Origin of the sequence: Clostridium psychrophilum (genome assembly GCF_018861705.1) — a bacterium.
Taxonomy (GTDB): domain Bacteria; phylum Bacillota; class Clostridia; order Clostridiales; family Clostridiaceae; genus Clostridium_AD; species Clostridium_AD psychrophilum.
Genome location: NZ_JAHLEC010000150.1, coordinates 1 through 5,876, shown reverse-complemented (window position 1 = coordinate 5,876; position 5,876 = coordinate 1). Strand labels below are relative to the sequence as shown.

The following is a 5,876-nucleotide window of genomic DNA, read 5'->3' as shown; positions in this document are numbered from 1 at the left end:
AGGAATGTTAAATTTAATTAACACATTCATTTATCCTTTTTATATTTTAAAGGTTACTTAAATTTGCAAATCACTTATATTATCAGGATATATTAAACTACAAGTCTACACTTATAAAGCAATAATTGAAAATAAGTTTTCTATTGGGCGTGATATAAGTATTGTTGGTTTTGATGATATTGAAATGGTACGGTTTATGGTACCAGCTATGACTACTGTAAAAGTATATACTGAATTCATGGGTGAGGCTGCAGTTGATTTATTATTAGAACGGTTTATAAAAGAAAGAAGTTTTAATAAAAAAGTTGTTATTCCAACTAAGTTAATGATTAGGGATAGTTGTGGAAAAATATAAAATGAAAGTATTAGAATACACATCAGGTTATGGTTACTCAAATAATTTCATTTCCCAAGCAGGGAATTCTTTTTAAATTTATATCAACATTCTAAGTAGTGTTAAATTTCAAGTGTAAAAACTTGTAGATTAGACACTACTTTTTTTATGGCCCTAAAAAACAATAAGTTATTATATTTCCAATGTTATCCATTTGTGCTACAATTATATTAACAAAATTATCAATGTGTTAATTACATAAGTAGATAGCAATTACATTTGAGAGGAAGGAAAGATGGAAAACTTAGAAAGTATAATATCAATCAAAAATTTACAAATGAGCTATGGTAGTAAAAAGGTACTTAAAGGAATAAATTTAGAAATACCTCGTGGACAGATAATTGGATATATAGGGACAAATGGCGCAGGTAAAAGCACAACTATAAAGATAATGCTTGGGATATTAGAAGGATACACAGGAAAGGTAGAAATATTAGGACAAGACATAAGTAATGGAAGTGTAGAGTACAAAAGGAAAATAGGGTATGTACCAGAGCTCGCAGATATATATGAAAACTTAACTGCTTATGAGTATATAATCTTTCTAGGCGAAATATATGGATTAAAAGAGAAAAAACTTGTTGAAAGATCAAAGAGGCTCATGGGATTATTTGGTATGGAAGGGGTAATAAATTCTAGAATATCCTCATACTCAAAAGGCATGAAGCAAAAGTTACTCATAATATGTAGTTTAATTCATAATCCAGATATATTGTTTTTTGATGAGCCGTTAAGCGGATTAGATGCTAATAGCGTAATGGTGTTCAAAGAAGTTATGAGAATTCTTGCTATGGGAGGGAAAACCATATTTTATTCTTCTCATATAATGGATGTTGTAGAAAAAGTAAGTGACAGAATCATATTAATAAACGATGGACGAATAGTAGCAGATGGGAGTTTTGAGGAGCTTAATAATAATAAAAAGGAAGGAACACTTGAAGAGATATTCAATCAACTAACAGGCTTTAATGAGCATGCAGAGATTGCTAAAGAATTTGTTTCTTTGGTTGAAGAGGTATAATTATGAAGAATTTTTATGTGCTAAAGATATTAGACAAATTTGAATTATTATATAATAAATTAGGCGTTAACTATAAGACTATGAGAATGATCCTACAGATAAAACTAACCATGGATGGTCGTAGAGTAAGTACTGTCATGAAAAATAATAGCAAGACAGATGAGAGTGAGGACAAGAATAATTACTTATCCTTATTAAAAATCAATGTATTTATGAGCATTTTTATTGGATTAATAATGATGGGAAATATGACATCTATGATAGCTACAAATATTGTAATAGGTATAAACCTATTTATGATGGTATCACTTATGATATCTGACTTTTCAGCAGTTTTACTAGATGTAGGGGAAAAAAATATATTATTACCTAAGCCTATTACTACTAAGACCTTTAATGCAGCGAAAACTACTCATATATGTATTTATTTAATGGGTATCTCTCTGTCATTAAATCTAATTCCACTAGTTATTGGTACCATAAATTATGGAGTCTTATTCTTCGTGATTTTTAGTATAGAAAATATATTTGCAGTATTATTAGTTATAGCTTTAACATCTTTATTATATACTTTAGTTTTAAAGTTCTTTGATGGAGAAAAACTAAAGGATATAATCAACTATTTTCAAATATTATTAGCTTTTGTATTTGCATTTGGATATCAGCTAGTTATTAGAGTTTTTAATACTACTAGTATGAATAGTGAATATGTGCCTAAATTTTGGCATGCACTACTTCCATCCATGTGGTTTGCAGCTCCATTTGGAATATACATTGATGGAAACAAAAATCCGTTCCTAATATTTTTATGTTTACTTGCAATAGTAGGACCTATTTTGTTAATAATACTTTATTTTAAAAGCGTACTACCTTATTTTGAAAAGAACCTCCAAAAATTAAATGAAAATGGCGGAATAGTAAGTAAGAATAGTGAAAAAAGAAAAGAATTTATAGCAAAAATTATTTGCAAAGATAAAATTGAAAAGAGTATGTTTAAATTTACTCAAAATATGATAGCTACAGAAAGAAATCTGAAGCTTAAAGTGTATCCGACTCTTGCAATGGCTGTATTTATGCCACTATTGTTTATGTTTATGGATACAAAAGGTAAATCATTTATGGAGAATATTCGAACAGGGTTTGGTGGAAAAATTCATTTATTAATGTATATAAGTGTATTCCTATTGTGTGTTTGTACAGCTTTTATAAATAATAGTGATAGTTATAAGGGAGCATTTATATACAAGGTATTACCGATAGAAAATCCAGGTGTGATATTAAAAGGGGCAGTAAAAGGAACTTTATTTAAGTTAATAATTCCACTTTATATATTGGAGGCTATAGTGTTCCTAATATTAAAAGGTCCATCTATAATTCTAGATTTAATAGTAATGTTTTTAATTCTTTTAATATTATCATTAGTGTATTTTAAAGTATCAAATAATGCAATGCCATTTAGTGTAAAGTTTGCTACATCAGATACTGGTAAACTTATAAGACCATCACTAATTATAATAGTAATACTTGGAGTATTTGCTGGAATTCATATAATTATTAGAAACAATATTGTATTTGTTGGAATTTATGCATTATTGCTTTTAATAGTTAATATAATTCTTTGGAAAACTAGCTTTAATATAAAATGGAAAAATATAGAAATTTAGAGAGCTTATTTTTAGGTTATAAATGAAAGGGGAAATTATAAATGTCAGATCAAAGACTTAACAAACTCGCAAAGCTACTTGTAAATTATTCTACCAAGGTTAAACCAGGAGATTTTGTATTTGTTTCCTGTGATGAGGTTGCAACACCTTGGATGGTGGAGGTGGTAAAGGAAGTAGTGAAAGCAGGTGCATATGTTGAAACCTTACTTTCATCGCAAGAAGTATCAGAAATGAAACTCAAATATGGAAGTGAAGAGCAGTTACTTCAGGAAAATACGATTTTTAAAACTATGCTAGAAAAGGCAGATGTATGGATTTCTGCTTGGGCTAGTGGGAACACAAAGATATTTTCAAAAATTGATGCAGATAAAATTAAAATGTCTTCTAAAGGAGCGACAAGTTGGAGAAAAATATATTCTGAGCGTATGGGAAATGGATCTTTAAGATGGTGTGGTACACAATTTCCTACATATGCAGATGCGCAGGAAGCTTCAATGAGTTTTAGTGATTATGAAGAATTTGTTTACGGTGCAGGCATGCTTGATGCTAAAGATCCTGTAGCACAATGGAAAAGGATAAGTGTAGAGCAAGAAAGATGGGTTAAATATCTTGATACTAAAAAAGAATTACAGTTTGTTTCTGAGGGAACAGACATTAAAGTTAACATATATGAAAGAAAGTGGATAAATTGTGATGGAAAGGTGAATTTTCCTGATGGAGAGGTATTTACATCACCTGTTGAAGATGGTGTGGATGGAGTTATTACTTTTAGTTTCCCAGGAATATATATGGGAAAAGAAATTGAAGGAATAGTACTTGAGGTTAACAAAGGAAAGGTAATCAAAGCAACGGCAACTAAAGGTGAGGATTTACTTAAAACTCTTCTTGAAATTGATGAAGGATCATGCAGGTTTGGCGAGGTGGCAATAGGGACTAACTATGGTATTAAAAACTTTACAAGAAATATGCTGTTTGATGAAAAAATTGGTGGAACTGTTCATATGGCTATTGGAGATTCAATGCCTGAAGCAGGGGGATTAAACAAATCTACTATTCACTGGGATATGCTTTGTGATATGAGAAAGGGCGGAAAAATTTATGCTGATGGTGAATTGTTTTATGAAAACGGAAAGTTTATTGATGCTTTACTAGAAAAGTATAATCTATAAATTATTATAAGAACATATATAAGGAAGCAATATTTCTAGTTGAGCTCTGAAAATACAGTAACATTTTAATTCTAAGTGAATATAGTAGTAGGGTAAATCAAATATAAATTTTTTTATAAATGGGGGATTATTTATGATTAAAAGATATTTATCATGTGTTTTCTTATTATCTATTATTATTTTAGGGGGAGGTGCTTTAGCAAATAAAGATGGCAAATCTGTAAATGTTACTACAACTGACATAAAATTATATCAAAATAATATCAGTGTATCTCAGAATAATATTTTAAAAAAACAATTTTTAGCTGCTAAGACAACTTTTAAGCAAGGAGATAAGGGTATCAAAGTAAGAGAAATACAGCAGAAGCTTAATAAATTTGGTTACAAACTTTATGCAGATGGCAATTTTGGTAAGTTAACACGTTATGCGGTTATGGATTTTCAAACTAAAAACAAGATACTAAAAAACGGGATAGTTGGTAGTTTAACAATGAAAAAACTTGACATGAAACCAACTTCTTCAACTATGTATAAAACACCTGTGATAAAAAAGAATACAAGCAAAGTTAGTGTTTCTAATAATTCTTCAGAAAAATATATAAATAGTAAAAAAATTACTAGTTTAACCGGTTATTTTATATGGATTGATTCATCTCATCAAAAGGTAAATGTATTTCATGGGTCTAATAAAAAATGGCGTCTTGTTAAATCTATGGTATGTTCTTCTGGGAAAACAAGTACTCCTACTATTAAAGGTCATTTCACTGTAGGAAGAAAAGGTAGTTATTTTATATCATCCGGAGGAGCTAGGTGTAAATACTATACTCAAATAAGGGGTAACTATTTATTCCATAGCGTATTATACGATAGAAAAGGAAATTATGTTATAGATAATACACTTGGCGCTCGCGTATCTCACGGATGTGTAAGGCTAGCTTTAAGTAATGCTAAATATATATACTATAATATTCCAACTAGAACTTCTATATGGAGTAACTAAACATTATGCAGTCAATATAAGGTTAATTTAGAAATTAAGATAATCTTATATTGTGTATGGATTTATGTTTGCTGCAAGTGTGACAGTTACTTAGGTAATATATAGAACTTAGAAAACATTTATAATACTAAGCTAAATATGTTTTCCAGTAATATTGTCATTATTAGAAATGTTAACAATATTAAAAATACTTAACCATGTGTATCTGAATGCGAAATACTTTGTTAATTAGAGATATATGTCGGAATATAAAGATAAATTAGTTAGGATGCTTTTATAATGAAGGCATCCTATTATTAATGTGATAGAATATTAATTGTCGTAAGAAGCGTGCGACGGATTAAGTTTAATGTTAATTACAATTTAATAAGTTTTCAAATGAAAATAAATTAAAAAAAGATTGACAAAAGAAGAAATACCTAGTAATATAGTAGAAGTCGTCAGATGATGACAAAGCAAGTTGGTCTTTGAAAATTAAACAGAGAATAGGTAAAGAAATGAAATAATATTTTGTTTTAACCAGTTAATTACTTTAGTATAAAGTAAAATTTAGTCGTAAGACTAAAAGTATTGTAATGAGCTCGCGTATAACTTAACAGTTGTCGCAGATTAATCATTTCAAATAAAA

General features: G+C 29.0%; 5 protein-coding genes. All 5 read left to right on the top strand.

The annotated features are described in order from the left end of the window. Positions 1-61: 61 nt before the first annotated feature. The 5 genes from KPL38_RS19860 (at position 62) to KPL38_RS17740 (ending at position 5,248) form a co-directional block, all read left to right on the top strand. On the top strand, positions 62-355 hold the full coding sequence (locus KPL38_RS19860; protein WP_216290474.1) for a substrate-binding domain-containing protein: 294 nt from the start codon (positions 62-64) through the stop codon (positions 353-355). A 274-nt stretch (positions 356-629) separates the two neighbouring features. Next, positions 630-1,415 carry an ABC transporter ATP-binding protein gene (locus KPL38_RS17755; RefSeq protein ID WP_216290473.1) on the top strand — a complete coding sequence of 262 codons (786 nt, stop codon included), beginning with the start codon at positions 630-632 and terminating at the stop codon, positions 1,413-1,415. Positions 1,416-1,417: 2 nt separating this feature from the next. Next, positions 1,418-3,079, top strand: coding sequence for a hypothetical protein (locus KPL38_RS17750; RefSeq protein ID WP_216290472.1), 1,662 nt, complete (start codon positions 1,418-1,420; stop codon positions 3,077-3,079). Between the two features lie 41 nt (positions 3,080-3,120). Further along, entirely contained in the window at positions 3,121-4,248 is a 1,128-nt protein-coding gene (locus KPL38_RS17745; protein ID WP_216290471.1) for an aminopeptidase, read from the top strand. A 133-nt stretch (positions 4,249-4,381) separates the two neighbouring features. Continuing rightward, the gene (locus tag KPL38_RS17740) at positions 4,382-5,248 is read left to right on the top strand and encodes a L,D-transpeptidase family protein (protein WP_216290470.1); all 867 of its coding nucleotides are present in this window, start codon (positions 4,382-4,384) and stop codon (positions 5,246-5,248) included. Positions 5,249-5,876: the final 628 nt, after the last annotated feature.